The organism is Ruegeria sp. SATB027 (genome assembly GCF_059613825.1).
In genome coordinates, this window is record NZ_JBXWTH010000044.1 from 21277 (window position 1) to 38755 (window position 17479).

Here is a 17479-nt window from a genome sequence, read left to right on the forward strand (position 1 = left end):
AACGAAGGATAGAGCAGTGATCAGCATCAGTTTCGTGAACCCCAAAGGGGGCACAGGCAAGACGACATCGTGTTTCCTCTTGGCCGAACAGCTTGCGAAAATGGATTACAAAGTCGCAGTGTTTGACTGTGACCCGAACAACAACCTGGTCAATTGGCGCGACCGGCGCAAAGAGAAGGACGCAGAGCTGCCTTTCGAGGTTGTCGATGGACCTGCTGAGGACGAACTACTCGACCTCGTTGCGGCCTATGAGGACAAGTGCGAGGTGCTGTTGATGGACATGGAAGGTACGGCGTCACAGATCGTCACCTTTGCTATGTCCCAAAGCGACCTTTGCATTATCCCGTTTGAACCCACTCCGATGGAAACACGACAGGCATCACGTGCTGTTAAGCTGGTCCAGCGCACATCCAAGATGATCAACCGCGAAATCAAGTATTCATTGCTGATGGTCCGGACCAATGCCGCGTTTCAGACGAATGACGAGAAAGACGTTCGTGCCGCGCTGAATGGTGTGCCTGTTCTGGATACGGCGCTAGTGCGCCGAGCAGCATACACCCGCATTTTCCGCGACGCTGATTTGCTGGCTGAGCTGGACTCGGCAAAAGTATCGAATGTTGGCAAAGCGACCGTAAATGCCAAGGCGTTCGCAATGAACACCTTGGAACTGCTGAAAGGGTAGGGGACATGGGCAATTATGGTTTTGGTGACGACGACGACACCGATAGCGGCAGCGAGCCGACTAAAATCCCTCTCAAGAGCAACAGAAAGACCGTTGCCCCCGAAAAGCTGCAGGAAGCGGCAGAGGGCGGCGCTGATCTGGGTTTCGTCAGCCGTGAGCCTAAGAGACCGTCCGCTGCCAAAAAGTCCCCCAGACGCGCTGGACGCCGCCAGACAGAGCCGCAAGACAAGTTCCTTGTGACTGGCCCAAAAAGGGTGCTGGACGCCTTCAAGGCGCGCTGTGACGAGCAGAATGTGCCGTATTGGCGGATGCTAGAGGAACTTATGGGACCGGATGGCGACGAACAGACCTAGCAAATGGCTACGTGCGCAGCTCCGTCCAGGCTGGACTTGATGGAGAAATCTGCTACTCAATTTCTAAACCTTTTTCGTGGCGAAAAAGGAATAACTGGCCCGCTTCGGCGGGCCTTCTTTTCTTCTAAACCGGGAGTGCGGCCTTGAGTACGCTCAACGCAAAACAACAGACTTATCAACGCCGTATTGAAACCCTGCAAAAAATGCTTGCTGCAACTGAAGATCCCAACGAGCAAACAAGACTGCAATTGGAAATCGAGCTTGAACAGCGCCTCTTGGAGCGGTTGAGCTAAGGTTGGATCTTCGATGAGTAAAGACATTCACGACATCGCCGCCGCCTTGAGGCTTCGCCTGGAACGGTCAGAGGCCAATCTGTTTCAATTTCTCCGATCATGCGAGATTGAAGAAACTGACAATGGCGGCAACTTTTTCTGCAGTACACAGCTCGATGGTGCGTCAGTCCATTTGCTCACAGCAAACCAGTCTATTCGTGTGACCAAAGGAGATCGCCGTGCTGTCCAGCACATCGACGTGGATTCCGCGCTGCTGTTCCAAGCCTGTCAGCACGCATTCCAAGCAGCGAAGGAAGGGTAGGGCGTCAGGATCTCGGCCGCCATGCGACCGCCCAAATCTTTCCCGGCTTATGAGCTAACCCCAATGCGACCCTACGCGGCCCCTTGTCATCACTGGACCGTATAGCCTCTCTCGGTTTCGATGCGTCAATAACGCGAAGCAAACCGGTCACGCTTATGCAGTCGATTATCCCAGCTTCAGGCAAGGTGTCTAAGGCCCTCCAACCTGGGCCGTAGTAATAGGCCGCGCGCTCGTCTGTATCCTCGTCGATCAGACAAACCCGTTCTTCTTCTTCAGGCATGATGCCGCCTTTCATTTTTGAGCATCCGCAAAGACATTTGGGTTCGTGAAGCTGCGGACCTCGATGCCCTTGCCCCACGACAGTTTAATTCTCGCTTCCCATTCAGTCAGCTTTGCTATGCTGTTCATGCGCCTTCGAACACCCTGCAGGCTTTCCCAACGTCTCAGACGAAACCACTCCGTTCCCAGCTCTGGCGCTGATCCGCGCAGGCGACGACGATAGAACTTATGCAGTCGTTGTTCCGTCGCGTATGCCCAGGGCAACGACACCGAGTAGGCAATGGTTAGCTGTTCGCCAGAGGCACGTTCTAACTCTCGCCGCCTTTCTTTTGTCAGCCGCTCCGTGAAACCGATCTTAAACAGATCCGGCTTGTCGCGGCTTAACATCAGATAAACCGTCCCTGTCTTTACTCGCTGTGCGAGCCAGCGAACTTCAGCGGAACGTCGTCTCTTGCTGCGTGATCGTCTCATTGCATATCCCAAACGCGGTTTAGGCCGGTAATTTCTCTGAATCCTACGCCGTATCAGAGGCGAGAAAAACAAGTTTCGACAAACCAAAGGTTGTCCGCTACGCATTGGACATCTTGAACGAACCAACTTTCGGATCGGCTATTCCAATGACAAAATATGCGGGCCTTCAGGCCCTTACAAAATCCTACGGCGAAAAGACCATCGAGCTATGTAAAGGTGTGCGTACCGTCCGCGACAAGGTTTTGAGCGAGCTGCCTGAATACCTTGGGTGCGACAAATCCAAGGTCTCAGGTGTTCCGCCGTTCTCAGATTTTGAGCCAGCCAGTCAGTACAGAGACGCTTGCCTTAGCTGTACTGACCTGCAAACATAATCGGCTCGGCTTGCAATCATCGTGATTTACGGCCCGAATTAGCTGCGTCTATCCAAGGCACCAAACCTAATTTAACTGCGAATGAACCCACGTTATTTGCAACCAGCCTGCAATCATCCGACTGAACCCGGATTACGTGCGAACGGGTTCAGTGGAGCATGGAACGCCGTCCACAACACTGCTTGAACTTCTTTCCGGACCCACAAGGACAGGGCTCGTTTCGACCGACCTTTCCGCCTTGGTGTGTGAATGTTCCGGCAGGCGAGGTGTATAGATTGCGCTGTTTCAGAAAAAATCGATGCATCCGCATGACGCCCGCGGCAGCACCGACAACCAGTTCTTCTCTTCTTTCATCCGATATGGGCTCGTCATAGGGGCGCATCTCCGGATCTTCGTGGTGCTCATAAGCCAGCGCCCAGATCGGCACCATGGCACCACCCTCGTTTTCATCATCCATGATTTCGGGCCAGATATTCGGTCGAAGATTGGTGCCCAGGAGGAATCCTTGAGCCCAGTGGTTTGCCTGAACCTTCCCCTGCTCATCTTCAAACAGGAGCGGCAGGTAGACCTCTTTGGAATCCAGCTGCTGGTTCACATGGTTCCAGTGCCTGTTGACCAGTTCGATGAACTGCTCAGCCTCTTCTATGCTTTCGAAGTCCAGATCCCCGTCGTCGGTCTCGCCGGTTTGAAGAATGGGCATGTACTCGCTCGGCATGACCAGATCCGGACAACATGCCAGTGCAGCAAAGAACCCGTCGAGCGCTTCGATATTCGGTATCGCACCACCACGAACACGACCAAGGAAATCATCCAGTATTTGCTCTTCGCGCTCGGATAGTTCGGCTTTCAGGTTCATATCGGCAGCCCTGCTTTTCGCATGAGGATAGAGAGTTCGTCGGTTCTGTCGGTATCCAACTGCCCTTTCAGGAAGCGGCGGATTTCCGGGAGGCGGGTATCGGTGAGATCGGCCAGCGCCTTGGGGCTGTAGCCGATCCGGGCCAGCCGCGCATCGAGATCGTCGAAGCCAACCGAGATGGTTTCCTCAACAATGTCGCGTGTGACCTGATCAGCACCCATACGATAGGCATCGGTGAACGCCCGGTTCAGATGCTCGGCAAATTGGAGCGGGGTAGATAAACGCTCTGCCAGATATTCCTGTGCGGCATCTTCAAAGACATCAGACGGGTCAACGTCATCCGCGAGACAACGTCCCAGAAGCCAGGACACAAATTCCCGGCGTTCATCGCCGATACTGCTGAACTCGAACTTGGTTGTCCGGTGGCCGATTTCTTCCATCGTCGCGTGCCGCAGGTCGTTCTGAAGCCGGGGATGGCCGACCAGAACCACGGATAGAGAGCCCCCGCCTGCGCTGATAACCTCCCGAAGTCGTTTCAACCCGTTGAGCGTATGGCCGTGCAGATCATGGGCTTCGTCGATGAAGAGAGCGATTGGTTTCTTGGCTTTGCGCACGGCTTCCTGAAGTAACCGTTCCCGGCGTTCAGGCTGGGTGGGCACTTTCATGTCCGGATCGCCGGTGATGTCGAGGAAAAGCGCTGTGATCAGGGCAGGCAATACAACACGTGGTTTGTCGACTGAAAGGCTGCGCGCCACGATGATCTTTTTGTCGGCGGTGATCTGATCCTGAAGACGGTTGATCATCACCGTCTTGCCTACACCCACCGGGCCGGAAATCGCAATCAGATCCCCGGCCATGATGGCCGCCATCACATCCTCGCGGAATTGGACCAGCCGTTCGGTTTCAAAGTAGCCAGCCTGGCTCCACACCCGCTCTATGTGGAAATGCTGCATGACCTGCCTGTTTAACACCTGCTCGTCCCTCTTTCTTATTTCCCGCGCCGGAAGCGCGCTTTGATAGCCGCTTCAATCTCGGCCTTGTTCAGTGTTCGACCGACCAGCTCGCCGACGAAAGTGCGGTCATCCGGTGAAAGCTCCGCCAGAGGCCGATCCAGAAGATAGGATATCCCTCTCCGCGCACTGAGTTCGTTTTCATAGGCAATCTGGCCCCATGGGTCCGGATCGGTAAATTTGACCTTTGGGAGAGGCACGACCTCGGCCGGGGCGACATCAAAATCCGAGCCGCTCAGTGCTGCACGCGGCAGACTGATCTGCTCCGCCAGTTTGGCCACCGCTTCGGCGCGTTTTTCTCGCGGCGAAGGTTTGCGCTTCCGATACCGATGCAACGGAATTGGCCCACCTTCCGGCCGATACGGACCATAGCGCTTGTCATTCCATTCCACGAATAACTCGTGATCGAACAAACCCCACCACAGCAGCACCTCTTCGCCTGCAAGATTGCCATCGACCTCGTAGAATGCGCCATCAATTGACACCCGTGCATCGGCGGCAACCTTGCGGCGCTCCGGCTCGCGGGCAAAGGCGCAGAAGCGTTCCCAGGAACACATCTCGCGAATGCCGCTATCCGGCAGATTGGCAATCCAGTCTTCGATCCGGCTGTGCGGTTCCCGGCGGTGGGGCTTGTCATTGTATTTGCTGATGAAGTTCCTCAGCCAGAGATTGGCCTCCGCTTCGGTTTCAGGTTTGTGGAAGTGATACAGAGTTTCATGGGCTTCCTTCACGGTTCGGAATGGACGCTCAACCTTGCCCTTTGATCGCGCGGTCACTCGGGCACCATCTGACCCTGCAGGCATGTGGGTTTTCCAGTCCACTCCAAGCTGTTCCATCACCGACTGGAACACCAGGCTTTTCGCAACAGGGCCGTTGTCGAGATAAATCATCTCGGGAATGCCCTGGAACTCTGTATCTTCCTTCGGGGCCATGGCGTTGAACAGGAAACGCAGCGCGCTTTCGGCGTCCTCGCCATAGACACAGCGGTATTCCTGATAGGAGGTGCCGGAGCGATCATCCACAACGCTGTAAAGCATCATCGTCGGCTGACCGCGCTTCAGGTCTACCCAGGCTGGTTGCGTAATGTGCTTCAGATCTGATGGGCTGATATCGAATTGCCAGCTGGCGTTGGAATGGCGGGCCACAAACCGGACAGCTGGCGTTGCGCGTGTCATACGCGGTTGATCAAAACCCCAATCTTTTAGCCACCTATTTACGGTTGAACGTTTCAACAGGCCCATCTCAGGCTGCACGTGGCCATCCGGCGCTTCCACACCGTGTTCTTCCAGAAGTTCAATGGCCCGGTTGGTCGAGAGGTGCCGCCCCTTCTTGTTGTTCGTCCGCATTTTCAGCGCGGCAATGATCTCGCAATACCGCACCATGTCTTTCTCGGAGATGCCACGTGGCTTGCCACGGTCAGCTCGCCGAAGACCCTTGGGCTGGTGCAGTGATTTTAGAGCGCGATAGACAGTGGATGAACTGACACCAAAGAGATCCGCGACCCGACCAACTTCCTCCCGCCGTGTTGCTGATCGTGGCGGCAATCCCGCCAATCTGGTTCTCAGCGCCAGCAATGTCTCGGCCGGTATGCGGATGCCCTTATTTGCCATCGGCAAACTCATCCACATAGGCATAAAGCGTGGCTCGTGAGATACCCATCAGATTGCATATCTCCGGGATTGTGTGTTCACGGGAATGATAAAGCCGGACAGCATGAGCCCGCTTCTTGCGATCCAACACCTTTTTGCGACCACCCTTGCGTCCACGTGCCCGTGCCGCAGTCAGGCCAGCTTGTGTACGTTCCCGGATCAGATTGCGCTCGAACTCGGCCAATGCACCGAACATGTGAAAGATAAGCTGACCACCGCTCGATGTGGTGTCGATGGATTCCTGAAGGCTTTTCAGGCCAACACCCATTTCCTTCAATTCTTCAGCACGGGCAATCAGATCCTTCAGCGACCGCCCCATTCGATCCAGCCGCCAGACAACCAGCGTGTCACCATCCCGGAGCTGCTCCAGAGCTTTGCTCAGACCTGGACGCTCGCTATTGGCCCCGCTTACCTTATCGTCGAAAATCCTCTCGCAGCCTGCGGCACGCAACGCATCATGCTGCAAGGCAAGGCTCTGAACTTCTGTCGATACACGTGCATAGCCAATGAGCATGAAAATCCGTCTGAATATTCAATCCGATTGATCAAATGCATACGGTGATTTCCAGACGCGGTAAACGGACAAAATTATCAAGCGATATCAAGATGGAAAAACATCAGCCGTATACCGTCCAAGAAACCCTCGTTTCCCAGACACCCAAAGGCAACTCATCCCAGACCAGCCCTTTATGATCTACGCGGCGAAAGAGGTGGAAGAGCCCATAGTATCATTGCCGCAGCAAAACACTGCGAAAACTACGAAGGTTTTGCCGGGGGCCTGGCCGAGCTTTTAATCCTGAGTAGGGCAGGACGCTCGGCCAATAAAGACTGCATTTTACGCGGAATTTTCGACGATAGGTCCTGATACTCCGTGCGGGAGTCTTGCTGAAGTCACCACTATGGTGTATCGTGGTGCAAATTGATGAAACGGTGTATTTGCCATGCCAGCCGACACCCAAAACAACGATGACAAATCCGTACATCGCCTGTCTGTCAGTCTCACAGCCGAGCAGCATCGCGAGATTAACGAAATTGCCCGAAAGAACCGGGTATCAGTGGCATGGGTCGTGCGCGAAGCAATCGACCGCCTTCTAAAGGATGAAATGCCGCTACTTCATGTGGGGAAAGAATGAAAGCCGCGCGTACCAGATCATATACTACCGCGCCGAAGGGTAGAACTTTGAATGCGGCCCCACGTGGTCGCTTCGCCGATTTGGACGAGGATAAGTTGCGCGGTGGTTATTACACGTCATCAAAGGTCGCTGAATGGTTGTGTGGTTGGGTTATCCAATCTGCAGAGGATGTTGTTCTCGAGCCAAGCTGCGGCGATGGTGCCTTCTTGGAGGCAGCCGCAAACCGGCTTCGTGAGCTTGGTGCAACGCCAGCAAAGATCGGACGACATCTGACAGGTGTCGAGATCATTGCGGCAGAAGCGGAAGCTGCAAAAACGCGCCTTCAAGGCGTGATCGGCAAGTCCGCTGAAAAGGTTGTTGAAAACTCGGACTTTTTTGCGTGGTGGGCTGACTCTGTCCAGCCGACCTTTGACGCGATCATCGGAAATCCACCGTTCATTCGCTACCAATCTTTCCCAGAGCCGCATCGCACCATCGCCATGCAAATTATGGGTGATCAGGGGCTGAAGCCAAATCGCCTAACTAACATCTGGGTACCGTTCGTGGTTGCCGCGACGGCCAGCCTCAAAGCTGGTGGCCGCCTTGCGCTCGTGCTGCCAGCGGAAATCCTGCAAGTCACTTATGCAGCGCAGCTGCGCTCCTATCTGACTGATCACTTCGAGCGGATCGACGTGATTGCCTGCAATGAGCTGTTCTTCGAGAAGGCGGAGCAAGAGGTCGTCCTGCTACTTGCCGATGGCGCTTTGGCAACGGCGTCCGAGGACAATACCTGTAGCGTTTCTCTAACGGCTGCCGCGACGGTTGCAGATATTACCGATGTCAAACCCGCTTTGATCCTGGATCAGGCGGAGCCGAAGACGATCCGGCATGATAGCGAGAAGTGGCTGAAATACTTCCTCGACAATCGGCAGATTACCTTCATGCGTGCTCTGCGTGATGCGGCGATCACGACGCCCATGTCCACGCACGCAAGCATTGACGTGGGTGTCGTCACTGGGAAGAACGAATTCTTTGTCCTCTCGGCTGATCAGGTCGAAGATCTTGGACTCGAGGGCTACACGACGCCACTAGTGTCACGATCCGCCCAACTAAAGGGCAGTAATATCGGAAAGGATGACTGGCAATCCTTGGCAGCCGATGGTGGTCGCGTCCACCTCCTTAACATCTCGAAGGCGCAAGCTAACGACATCAGCGCAAACCTTCAGAATTATATCGAGGAAGGCGAACGACAAGAATTTCACATGGGGTACAAATGCTCCATCCGAAAACCTTGGTATCTGGTCCCATCTGTCTGGGTGCCGGACGGTTTCGCGTTCCGTCAGATTTACGACTTCCCCCGCATGGTGCTGAACTCTTCAGGAGCGACGTCAACCGACACGATTCACCGGATGCGTAGCCACGGTGCGAAGCCTGAACGAGTGATCGCCAATACCTATACCTGGCTTACGGCGGCTTCGGCCGAGATCGAAGGGCGAAGCTATGGCGGCGGCGTTTTGGAGCTTGAACCGACCGAAGCCGAACGGTTGCTTGTGCCCGCACAGCTCAACGGAGCGATGCCGCTCAAGGAAGTGGATCAGCTCGTCCGTGCGGGACGGCTCGATGATGTTCTGGAGGAGAATGCAAAAATTATTCTCCGCGAGCACATGGGACTGACATCGGCGGAGTGTGATCTTTTGAAAAGCGTCTGGACGCAGATGCGGGATCGGCGGAACTCTCGCCGTCGCGGTGCCCGGAAACGTACGGCATGACAGCCGTTAACCCGAAGGACGCTGCCCGTGCGCGGGTGGCTGATCTCGTCCAGAACTTCCGGCGCAACGAAGCAGATTATCTGCGCGCGGCCTATAATGAGACGCAGGCGCGCACAGATTTCATCACGCCGCTGCTCGCTGCATTTGGATGGGACGTGCACAACGCCGCCGGCCAACCGCTCGGGCTTCGGGAAGTTATCGAAGAGGCAACAGTTGAAGTCGGCGAGGAGCGGCTCTCCAAGAAGCCGGACTACGAGCTGCGCCTTGCACGTCAGCGCAAGCTCTTCGTCGAAGCCAAAAAGCCAAATGTGCGCATTGACCGGAGTCGGGACGCCGCATTTCAGACGCGGCGCTACGGTTACTCGGCAAGCCTGCCGATCTCGGTCCTGACCAACTTTCTTCAGCTGGCGGTCTATGACTGCCGGCCCTCTCCAAATCTCACCGATGAAGCGCATGTCGCACGCATTCTGCTTGTTGGATACGATGAATTTGAGGCGCGCTTCGACGAGCTTTGGCCGCTTCTGTCGCGCGAGGCGGTGTACTCTGGCGATTTTGATCGCCGCTTCGCCGTCGATGTGACCCGCCACGGTGCCGATCAGTTTGACGACTTTTTCTTGCGCCAGGTGCGGTCGTGGCGCGAGCGTCTCACAAGAGATATTCACCAGCAAGTCCCTGGCCTGTCGCCGGACGAACTAACCTATGCGGTGCAACTGTTCCTTTCGCGGATCGTGTTCCTGCGCATCTGTGAAGATCGCGACATAGAACGCTATGAAACCCTGCGTGGCCTGACCGCCGGCAACAGTTTCGATGCTCTTATGGCGGAGCTGCGGCGCGCGGACGCCTTCTATGATTCCGGTCTGTTCCGGCTGCTAGATGATGCCCGGCTCGGGATTCGCATCAGCGACGATGTGCTAAGTGGCATCATCAACGAGCTTTACTACCCGCAAAGCCCCTACACCTTCGCGGTCGTGGAAACCGAAGTCCTCGGGGAAATTTACGAGCAGTTTCTGGGCGAGATCATCACGATCGACGCGCATGGCAACGTCGAGATCGTCAGCAAACCCGAGGTGCGGGACAGCGGCGGCGTCGTACCGACGCCGCGCTACATCGTCGATGCGATTGTGCAGCGCACGCTTGGGCCGAAACTGGCCGGACAGTCTCCGGCTAATCTTGCGGCCTTCACCGCGGCCGACATTTGCTGCGGCTCGGGCATTTTCCTCTTGTCGGTTTTTGAGTTCCTGACGGACCACTATCTGTCCTGGTATCTGGCGAACGATCGCGAAAACCATGTGGGCCACACGATCTATGAAGCCGGGGCGGGGCTGTGGCGTCTGACCTTCGAGGAAAAGCGGCGCATCCTGCTCGCGCATGTGCGCGGCGTCGATATTGACGCCAATGCGGTCGAGGTCGCCAAGTTCAGCCTTCTTTTGAAGCTAATCGAAGACGAGAGCGAAGCCGGTTTGCGAGAGTATGTCGATCGCACTGGCACGTCGGCGCTGCCGGAGCTGGATGGAACGCTGCGCGCAGGCAATAGCCTTGTCAGCCAAGCCGAGTGGTTTGCGGCGCGCGGCGCACTGCCAGCACGGCTTCTGGATAAGGTCAATCCTTTCTCCTGGGCGGCCGAGTTCCCGGCGGAGAGCGCACGCGGTGGCTTCGACGTGATCGTTGGAAACCCGCCTTATATTCGCATTCAGAACATGCAGACATACTCGCCGGAGGAAGCCGCCTTTTACCAATCTGCGGGGTCTCCCTACACAACGGCGCGTCAGGACAACTTCGACAAGTATGCGCTGTTCATTGAACGCTCGCTGGGCCTTGTAAGGCCAGACGGTCGGCTTGGCTTCATTGTCCCGCATAAATTCATGACGATTCAAGCCGGGCGGGCACTTCGACTGTTGGTGACGGCCGGGCATCCGCTCGAAGAGATCGTGCATTTCGGCGTACAGCAAGTCTTTGGACGCCTTGCAACAAACTACACCTGTCTGTTGATCCTCGACCGGCAGGGAAGAACTGATGTGACCGTGGAGCGGGTCGAAGCGTTGGATTTGTGGCGGTATGGTATGCCAGGGCCGAGAAGCACGATGCCGGCCGCTGAGCTGACGGATGATCCGTGGCAATTCGCCGATGCAGCCACGCGCGCGCTGTTTACGCGTGTGCGCGCTGCCTGCGGTCGCGAGTTGGGGGAAGCATCGGAAATCTTCGTCGGCGTCCAAACCAGCGCCGATGCAATCTACATCTTCCACGAGGTCAGCAGCACGCCGAACACCGTGACGCTGCGGTGGGACGGCCGTGATTGGCCGATCGAGCGGGATATACTTAGGCCTTGCTTACATGATGTCACACTGCACCCGTACGCGCGCGCTGAGGCAAATACCTGGATGATTTTCCCCTATGAGATCGTCAACGGTGCCCGTACAACAGCGCAGCTGATCCAACCTCCAGATATGGCGCGCCGGTTTCCGCTCTGCATGGCTTATCTGACAGCGCGTCAAGCTGAGCTGCAACGGCGCAATATCGTCGGCGGCACAGCGGCTACACGGCAGTTCTATCAGTTCGGGCGCTCACAGAGCCTAACGAAGTTCGACAGCCCCAAGATCATCCTGCCGATCCTGTCCCGTGAGGCTCGTTATGCCTACGATGACACCAACATCATGATGACAGGCGGCGGAAACGGTCCATATTATCTGATTAGACCGCGCGATGGCGCACCGGAAACAAATTTCTTTCTGTTGGCTGTATTGCACCACCCTTTGAGCGAAGCGATGGTGCGGACGCACACCAGCTCGTTCAGGGGTGGATACTATTCGCACGGAAAGCAGTTCATCGGGCACTTGCCGATTCCGCAGGCAACGCCGGCGGAGAGAGCAAATATCGAAGCTCTTGTCACGCAGTTGATCGCGGCAAACGATGCCGCGCAAGCGGCTCGGGTGCCGCATCAAAAGACGCTACATGAGCGCAACACGGCCGCGCTGCGTGACCAGATTGAAACGCGAGTAACTTCGCTGTTTGAACTCTCACCAGAAGATATGGAAGTAGTCAGAGCTGTACCGATCCCAGCTTGATCGTGGGTCTTGAGCCAACCAAAAAAGCTCAACTGGGCAAAAACAAGGTCTTACACGCAAATTCAGCTAGGTTGCATTTCGCCACGAGTCCATCGAACGCGGTTAGAATCTTGGGCTATGAGAGCGCGAAGATTGAGTCTGTTTCAAAGAACCCCTTTGCAAGAAGAGCCTCGCGCATCTTTGCCGTGTCTTCTGCAAAGATAACGACCGCCAGGTCGGAAAGCGCACGCGAGCAGCAAACATAAAACAAACGCCGCGTTCGATCGATGACGGAATCCCTTCCGGCATTGATGTGTCCCTGATCAGTTGCCGATAGCTGCGTTACTCCGAAGTATTTACCGTAGGAGAAGGTGTTTGTTCGCCCTTCCTGATCGTCAACAACGACGATCACCTTGTCGAACTCCGCGCCCTTGATGCCTTGCTGCGTGGCGAACGGAGACATCTTCTCTATATATTTTCGATATCCCCATAACTCCGATGCATCGCACTGCATGAAACGAAGAGCGGCATTGTCGGTCGCGGGCTCAGCAACAGGTTCAGCCGCACCCGCGTACAGGTCGATGAGCTTGACGTAACGATCGTCGAACGCCAACAGGTTATTGTCTCCCATGAAACGGAGGACATCGCCGACGCGCGCGTCACCCCCGGCGTCCAACATCGCCACCAGTTCGCCGATCTGCCCCTGTAGGTCATTCAGAAGTCCCGCGGTGTCGACACCAGCCAGCGCGTCCGGCTGCAACCGCGGGCAGTGCTTGCGAAGCAGTCGCATAATCTCGAATTCTCGCCCTTCGTGACGCGCGAGCGCTACTGGAAGAATGTACGACAGGAATGGACGTACCACCCAAGCAGTCCCGTCAATCAGGCCGCTGCTAAGATCCTCCGGTGATCTGTCGTTAAGCGCGCTGTAGAGGTTTGGAAAACCAAGTCGGGTTGCCGCCATCCTGTGGACCAGGACCAATAGCCGCAACGCTTCCTCGTCTTCTTGCTCCAACCAGCCTTCATCACCGTCTTGTTCTACCAGCCAGCGACGCGCCTCTTCCAGACGTTCCTGTCGCCGATCATCGGCGGGCAGGATCAATACTCTGGCTGACCCTTCGGCGGGAGCGTCTTCCCCGTTCACCACAACGTGGCGTCCGCGCGTTTGCTCAAGCTGGTCGTCTTCCGCCCTGATACGGTTGATGACGCGAAGCACGGCCTGCGGACACCGGAAGTTTTCCGGCTTTTCAAGCGTCTCCCATCCTTCTTCTGGCGGAATAGGTCCGGCACCTTGCATGTAAATCTTCTGGACCGGATCGCCGAAAAAACCGAGACAGAAGCCTATTGGAACCGCCCGCGCCACTTCGCGGAGCGCATCCACAAAAGCAGGGTCTGTGTCCTGACTTTCATCGACAAAGATGACCGGAAAGCGACGTGTCAGAAGGGTCTGCATCAATGCGTGTTCGGCGATAAATTCGGGGCCGATTTTCAGGATATCGCTATGGCCGAGAACGCCGTTCGCGTAGTCACTACCGGTCCCGTACCGGAAGCTCTTCACTGCACTAATTTCCGTTAGTTGTCGATTGTACCGTTCGATGTTCTCCGCGGCGCGGGCTTTCGTGGCTTCTCTTGTTCGCGGATTGTCGATTTTTTCTTGCTCTTCTGTAATCTTCTCTTGCAACCGGTTGCTTACCCATTCCCGAAGATTGTTTTGAAATGGCTTTATGACAGTCCAGAGGAAGCTATGGATGGTCGAGACGTGGAACAGTTCATCATTCCCGACGTCTCCGCGAATTTCTTCCACGGCCACTTCGGTGTAGGTAATGCATGCGACTTGTTGCCCGTTGCGGCGCAGGGCAGACCCTTGAGTGCGTTCGATCTGCGCTAGGGCTTTCACGAGCGATGTTGTCTTTCCCGAACCCGCTCCCGCCACCATCACAAAATGCCGGTTGCCGTCGCCTGCGAGCCGCTCGTGAAGCGCCGTGTCGGTATCTGTATTGGGCTTGCCTATGCGGCTTGTCATGCGGCGTCACCTTGTTGCTGCTCTTCGTCTTCCTCCGCTACCCCCAGAGTGGCTTCGAGCCATTCCAAGCCTTCGGCAATGTAGCGAGGGACGTTCCAGGCGTCAGGGTCCTTGGCAAGTAGTGCGAGCGCGAAATCCGTTTTCTTGTAGTTCGAACTATGAACTTTATCGTGGAGACGTCGTGCTAAGTCTTCCAGATTTTGTGGTGCGCGCACCCGGAGTCTCAGCTCCCGATTGGCGATTTCCTGTGTCCACTCCAGATTGTCGAATGCGAAGGCGACTTCGAGCGTGCGACCGGCGCGCTCTATCTGTTCGTCGCCACGCGCAAGATTGACGGTGCAGGGATAGGTGACACGGATAGCGCCTAACCCAAAGTCATCTGCCGCAATTGTCTTGGCTTCTTCATCGGCACCCAAGAGCTCGTCGATCCTGTTTGTGCCAGGCAACCATTGGGCAAGCATCTGGTTCGACGTCAACGCGTCCGGAGTTTCAGGAGTGCAAGTGCTGCCCGCCACAACTTCATTCTCGTCATCGTCGCCGTCCACCAGTTCGGCATCATCCTCGTTATCCTCGTCGGCGGGTCCGTTTACGCTATCCAGATCGGTGACTACGAGCGTGGTTATCCCGATGAACTCTATAAGTGTCCGGAACAGGTGAGCATAGGCTCCACCGATTTCGAGAACGCTAAGGTAGCAGGAACGCAAACCGGGCGCTGCCTTTGCAATCATCTGCGGCATCACCAGCCGTTCGACATTGCCCTCGACGAGAACAGCCGCGTCGGCAAAGAAAAGGTCACAGTGCGTTAGCTTCAAATAGCGTTCCAGAAAATCACGGCTCGGGTTGGCTGTAGTGCGATAGAACTCCGACAGGTTCAGGACCTTGGACGCTTGTGCAATGCCTGTGCCTTCACGCCTGAAATAGCGGATGGGCTGGAAACCGCGCTCGTACAGGATATGCGGAGAATGCGTTGTCAGCGCGAGTTGCGTGTGGAAACCATCCGGCGCGTCATCTTCCGCCGCTAGAATTTCCAACACCTTGTTGACGAAGACTTGCTGCAACTGGGCATGCAAATGGGCTTCCGGCTCTTCGACAAACACCAGATGCAGAGGCGGGCGCTTATCTTCCGTTGCCAGCCATTGTGCGTGAAGATCGAGAAGTTCGACCACCATATAGATCAGGTTTTTGAAACCGAGCCCGTTATATTTGTCGGGGAGCGTCAGGCCCTCGTCGTTCAGAGCGTAGTGAACATGGGCACCGTCCTGGCTGTTCATTACCGTCGCAGGATTAAGCGCGGATTTGATCATCAGGCGCGGATTGGTCAGCCCCGGATATCCTAATTGGGCTAGCCGCTGGAGGGTATCCGCGAAGACCTGTTCGAGATGCTGATTCAGCAGTATCTCCGAATCCGCTAACGCCCTGATCGCATTGTAATCGTCGCCGTGGCGCTGAAGGTTCCTTTGGTAATAGCGGCTAAGGTGCCGGGATAGTTCTTCTGCGCGGCTGCCTCCCTCACTGTCTGAAAGATGACGTTGTGCGTGTAGGAAATCGACTTTGATCAGTGAATTGACGATGTCCTTTCCCGTGCGACCTTGATCCCTCAGCAGCTCTTGCGGTTCGTAACCTTCGTTTGGCTCAAGCTCTTCGTTGAATTGGGCTTCATCAAGGACGAAATACTTGAACTCATACTCTCGCTGGAGCTCATCTTCGAGATATTCGCGCAGCGTTCGCGGCGGAGCAACATACTGTTCCTCACCTTCCGGATGCTCCAAGGCGGCGACCGCTTCCTGCGCTTGTGCATGTCGCTCCTGAAAGCGCGTCAAAGTTTCATCTTCGTTGCGCGGAGCGAAGGCTATACGAACGCCGACCATCGCTCCTTGCCATTCAAGATTGGGAAGAAGGTCGATGACACGATGCAGGTCCGCTTGCTCGACGCCGAACCATAGATCAAGTGACAAGACCGGAAGTGCAGCGTCTGCTTGACCGGCTTCGAACGCATCGATGTCGCTCCATCGGCACGCGCTTATGTCATGAAACCTGACACGGTCACGGGCACCGCCTATGAAGAAGTGCATTGCGTGTGCAACGGAGGTCTTGCCGCTGTTATTCGCACCAACGAAGATTGAGATTTCGCTGTCCAGATCAATTTTGACGTCTGCGAGGCGACGGTAATTCTTTAGTCTAATCTTGCTTAAATGCATTGCGTGCTCAATCTCTGATAGCTCGATTCAATAACAATGCCTTAGGTTGACCGGCAAAGCTAGGAATTGGTTTTTGCCTGCATGGGCATGCCTCGCTCTTCTTCCCAAAAGTCGGCTTTCAACAATCTGCGTCTAACATCTCGCAGCCGCAGCTAGTGTCGGCTTCCCGCCGGACTTGCCGGGACCAGCAGTCGTGATCTGCACATTGCAGCCGTTAGCGAGCTAAAGCCAAATTCACGCTTTGTCCGCGTCTTTCCAGTTCATGAGCCGCGCAACGAACGGCGGTTGCTGCGATTGCATTCGTCCAGTCTTCACAGTCAGTGTTATCCAACTACCCTACTGTTCGCACGTAATCCGGGTTTGGCCCGATGATTGCAAGCTGGTTGCAAATAATCTGGGTTCATTCGCAGATAATGTGAGCTCGAGCCCCACGATAGTCGCAGTTAATTCGGGCCGAAAATCACGACGTTTGCAAGCCGAACCGATTATGATTGCAGGTCATCACACTTAGCTCTCACGGCCAAGGTGTTACTTATCTCGAACCTATTCACATGGGCATTTGCACAATCATCGACAACCAGGATGACACGGGCTGGACTTGGGTTCGCACAGTGATCGAAATCTGGCTGCAGGGCGATGAGTTCATTGTTTCGGTTGGTGACGCGAAGCGAAAAGCCCATGTTTCGACGGACTGCACGCGAGGTATGAACGACCTTCTTGAGCTGATCCACCGAGATATAGAGGAAGCCTTTAGCCTGGAACTTCATGAGGCTACAGGGGCCAATAGAATTGGGTTCAAAAAGCCAACGAACTGACACTGGCAAATCCCGCGCCTATGGGCGCGTGACCGCGTGCTAGTCGGACGCCGGCAGACCGGCCTCCGACCCGAACCAATCAAGTGCGATCTCCCTGCGGCCCAGGTGCGGCTAAACCTGTCTCATCCGAGCCAGCTTTAACCGCGGCCACAAGTCGCCTGCACATGCTTGTTTCGGCCCAAAGGGTAACGCCCGCTTTTGCAATAGGTCTGGGAGATCCGCGCGAGGCGCGCGGCTCGCATTGATTATTGGACAGGGC

General features: G+C 55.7%; 15 protein-coding genes. 8 read left to right on the plus strand and 7 right to left on the minus strand.

Going from position 1 to position 17479, the window contains the following annotated elements:
• Positions 1-16 precede the first annotated feature (16 nt).
• The 4 genes from AC2FPW_RS12710 (at position 17) to AC2FPW_RS12725 (ending at position 1629) form a co-directional block, all read left to right on the plus strand.
• Entirely contained in the window at positions 17-682 is a 666-nt protein-coding gene (locus AC2FPW_RS12710; RefSeq protein WP_480774517.1) for an AAA family ATPase, read from the plus strand.
• Positions 683-687: 5 nt separating this feature from the next.
• Positions 688-1035 carry a hypothetical protein gene (locus tag AC2FPW_RS12715; protein WP_480774518.1) on the plus strand — a complete coding sequence of 116 codons (348 nt, stop codon included), beginning with the start codon at positions 688-690 and terminating at the stop codon, positions 1033-1035.
• A gap of 143 nt (positions 1036-1178) precedes the next feature.
• Entirely contained in the window at positions 1179-1328 is a 150-nt protein-coding gene (locus AC2FPW_RS12720) for a hypothetical protein (RefSeq protein WP_480774519.1), read from the plus strand.
• 13 nt (positions 1329-1341) lie between these two features.
• The gene (locus AC2FPW_RS12725; RefSeq protein WP_480774520.1) at positions 1342-1629 is read left to right on the plus strand and encodes a hypothetical protein; all 288 of its coding nucleotides are present in this window, start codon (positions 1342-1344) and stop codon (positions 1627-1629) included.
• Between the two features lie 291 nt (positions 1630-1920).
• On the opposite strand, the gene AC2FPW_RS12730 is transcribed toward AC2FPW_RS12725, so the two are convergent.
• The 5 genes from AC2FPW_RS12730 to AC2FPW_RS12750 all read right to left on the minus strand — a co-directional run bounded on the left by AC2FPW_RS12730 (position 1921) and on the right by AC2FPW_RS12750 (position 6779).
• On the minus strand, positions 1921-2484 hold the full coding sequence (locus AC2FPW_RS12730) for a GIY-YIG nuclease family protein (RefSeq protein WP_496814019.1): 564 nt from the start codon (positions 2482-2484) through the stop codon (positions 1921-1923).
• 414 nt (positions 2485-2898) lie between these two features.
• Positions 2899-3606, minus strand: a complete 708-nt coding sequence (locus AC2FPW_RS12735) for a UPF0149 family protein (RefSeq protein WP_496814021.1) — start codon at positions 3604-3606, stop codon at positions 2899-2901.
• Positions 3603-4559, minus strand: a complete 957-nt coding sequence (locus AC2FPW_RS12740; RefSeq protein ID WP_496814022.1) for an ExeA family protein — start codon at positions 4557-4559, stop codon at positions 3603-3605. The genes AC2FPW_RS12735 and AC2FPW_RS12740 overlap by 4 nt, the downstream gene beginning before the upstream one ends.
• Before the next feature lie 35 nt (positions 4560-4594).
• Positions 4595-6205 (minus strand): transposase family protein, encoded by a 1611-nt coding sequence (locus AC2FPW_RS12745; protein ID WP_496814031.1) that lies wholly within the window; start codon positions 6203-6205, stop codon positions 4595-4597.
• A gap of 10 nt (positions 6206-6215) precedes the next feature.
• Positions 6216-6779, minus strand: coding sequence for a recombinase family protein (locus AC2FPW_RS12750; RefSeq protein ID WP_496814023.1), 564 nt, complete (start codon positions 6777-6779; stop codon positions 6216-6218).
• A 427-nt stretch (positions 6780-7206) separates the two neighbouring features.
• Between AC2FPW_RS12750 and AC2FPW_RS12755 the strand changes: the two genes are divergently transcribed.
• From AC2FPW_RS12755 to AC2FPW_RS12765, 3 genes are read left to right on the plus strand one after another with little or no spacing between them, the layout of a single operon-like run.
• Positions 7207-7398, plus strand: coding sequence for a ribbon-helix-helix domain-containing protein (locus AC2FPW_RS12755; RefSeq protein ID WP_496814024.1), 192 nt, complete (start codon positions 7207-7209; stop codon positions 7396-7398).
• A 47-nt stretch (positions 7399-7445) separates the two neighbouring features.
• Positions 7446-9146 carry an N-6 DNA methylase gene (locus AC2FPW_RS12760; protein ID WP_496814026.1) on the plus strand — a complete coding sequence of 567 codons (1701 nt, stop codon included), beginning with the start codon at positions 7446-7448 and terminating at the stop codon, positions 9144-9146.
• Positions 9143-12208: an Eco57I restriction-modification methylase domain-containing protein gene (locus AC2FPW_RS12765; RefSeq protein WP_496814027.1), complete on the plus strand. Its 3066-nt coding sequence runs from the start codon at positions 9143-9145 to the stop codon at positions 12206-12208. The genes AC2FPW_RS12760 and AC2FPW_RS12765 overlap by 4 nt, the downstream gene beginning before the upstream one ends.
• Positions 12209-12323: 115 nt before the next feature.
• Here the strand turns inward: AC2FPW_RS12765 and AC2FPW_RS12770 are convergent, their stop codons facing one another.
• Together AC2FPW_RS12770 and AC2FPW_RS12775 are read right to left on the minus strand one after the other, a co-directional pair.
• The gene (locus tag AC2FPW_RS12770; protein WP_496814028.1) at positions 12324-14207 is read right to left on the minus strand and encodes a UvrD-helicase domain-containing protein; all 1884 of its coding nucleotides are present in this window, start codon (positions 14205-14207) and stop codon (positions 12324-12326) included.
• Positions 14204-16405: an ATP-dependent nuclease gene (locus AC2FPW_RS12775; RefSeq protein ID WP_496814029.1), complete on the minus strand. Its 2202-nt coding sequence runs from the start codon at positions 16403-16405 to the stop codon at positions 14204-14206. The genes AC2FPW_RS12770 and AC2FPW_RS12775 overlap by 4 nt, the downstream gene beginning before the upstream one ends.
• Positions 16406-16956: 551 nt before the next feature.
• Between AC2FPW_RS12775 and AC2FPW_RS12780 the strand changes: the two genes are divergently transcribed.
• A complete protein-coding gene (locus AC2FPW_RS12780; protein WP_496814030.1) occupies positions 16957-17220 on the plus strand; it encodes a hypothetical protein in 264 nt (87 codons plus the stop codon).
• Positions 17221-17479: the final 259 nt, after the last annotated feature.

Coding starts and splice junctions, on each gene's coding strand:
- AC2FPW_RS12765 (WP_496814027.1), top strand. CDS start 9,143: ATGACAGCCGTTAACCCGAAGGACGCTGCCCGTGCGCGGGTGGCTGAT.
- AC2FPW_RS12780 (WP_496814030.1), top strand. CDS start 16,957: ATGGGCATTTGCACAATCATCGACAACCAGGATGACACGGGCTGGACT.
- AC2FPW_RS12735 (WP_496814021.1), bottom strand. CDS start 3,606: ATGAACCTGAAAGCCGAACTATCCGAGCGCGAAGAGCAAATACTGGAT.
- AC2FPW_RS12715 (WP_480774518.1), top strand. CDS start 688: ATGGGCAATTATGGTTTTGGTGACGACGACGACACCGATAGCGGCAGC.
- AC2FPW_RS12770 (WP_496814028.1), bottom strand. CDS start 14,207: ATGACAAGCCGCATAGGCAAGCCCAATACAGATACCGACACGGCGCTT.
- AC2FPW_RS12740 (WP_496814022.1), bottom strand. CDS start 4,559: ATGCAGCATTTCCACATAGAGCGGGTGTGGAGCCAGGCTGGCTACTTT.
- AC2FPW_RS12750 (WP_496814023.1), bottom strand. CDS start 6,779: ATGCTCATTGGCTATGCACGTGTATCGACAGAAGTTCAGAGCCTTGCC.
- AC2FPW_RS12755 (WP_496814024.1), top strand. CDS start 7,207: ATGCCAGCCGACACCCAAAACAACGATGACAAATCCGTACATCGCCTG.
- AC2FPW_RS12775 (WP_496814029.1), bottom strand. CDS start 16,405: ATGCATTTAAGCAAGATTAGACTAAAGAATTACCGTCGCCTCGCAGAC.
- AC2FPW_RS12730 (WP_496814019.1), bottom strand. CDS start 2,484: ATGCGTAGCGGACAACCTTTGGTTTGTCGAAACTTGTTTTTCTCGCCT.
- AC2FPW_RS12725 (WP_480774520.1), top strand. CDS start 1,342: ATGAGTAAAGACATTCACGACATCGCCGCCGCCTTGAGGCTTCGCCTG.